This window comes from Ruoffia sp. FAM 20857 (assembly GCF_045528645.1).
Lineage (GTDB): Bacteria > Bacillota > Bacilli > Lactobacillales > Aerococcaceae > Ruoffia > Ruoffia halotolerans.
In genome coordinates this window covers 1-255 of sequence record NZ_JBGQRB010000145.1, presented here as the reverse complement: position 1 = coordinate 255, position 255 = coordinate 1, and the positions used below count along the sequence as shown (strand labels likewise).

Here is a 255-nt window from a genome sequence, read left to right as displayed (position 1 = left end):
TTAATCCTAGAGGCATTTAATTACCGTCAAAAGCCCAAAGGACAGCGACAAATATTGATGCATTTAGCTCACAATCGCACCCCGATGTGCCGCAGTAAAATTCGTCGATTGATGAAGAAATTCAATTTAGTGTGTCCGATTCGTAAGCCTCGTTTTCAACGCCAAGTATCTGCGGAGTATCAGGCTGAACATGTCAAACCCAACTATGTTAAACGTGAGTTTAGAGCTTACGGACCGCGTTCCGTGCTGTTGACG

The 255-nt window shown here is 44.3% G+C and carries 1 pseudogene; it reads left to right on the top strand.

The window, feature by feature from the left end:
- Positions 1 to 54 precede the first annotated feature (54 nt).
- Positions 55 to 255: pseudogene (locus ACEN4N_RS11610) on the top strand (hypothetical protein); the annotation flags it as partial.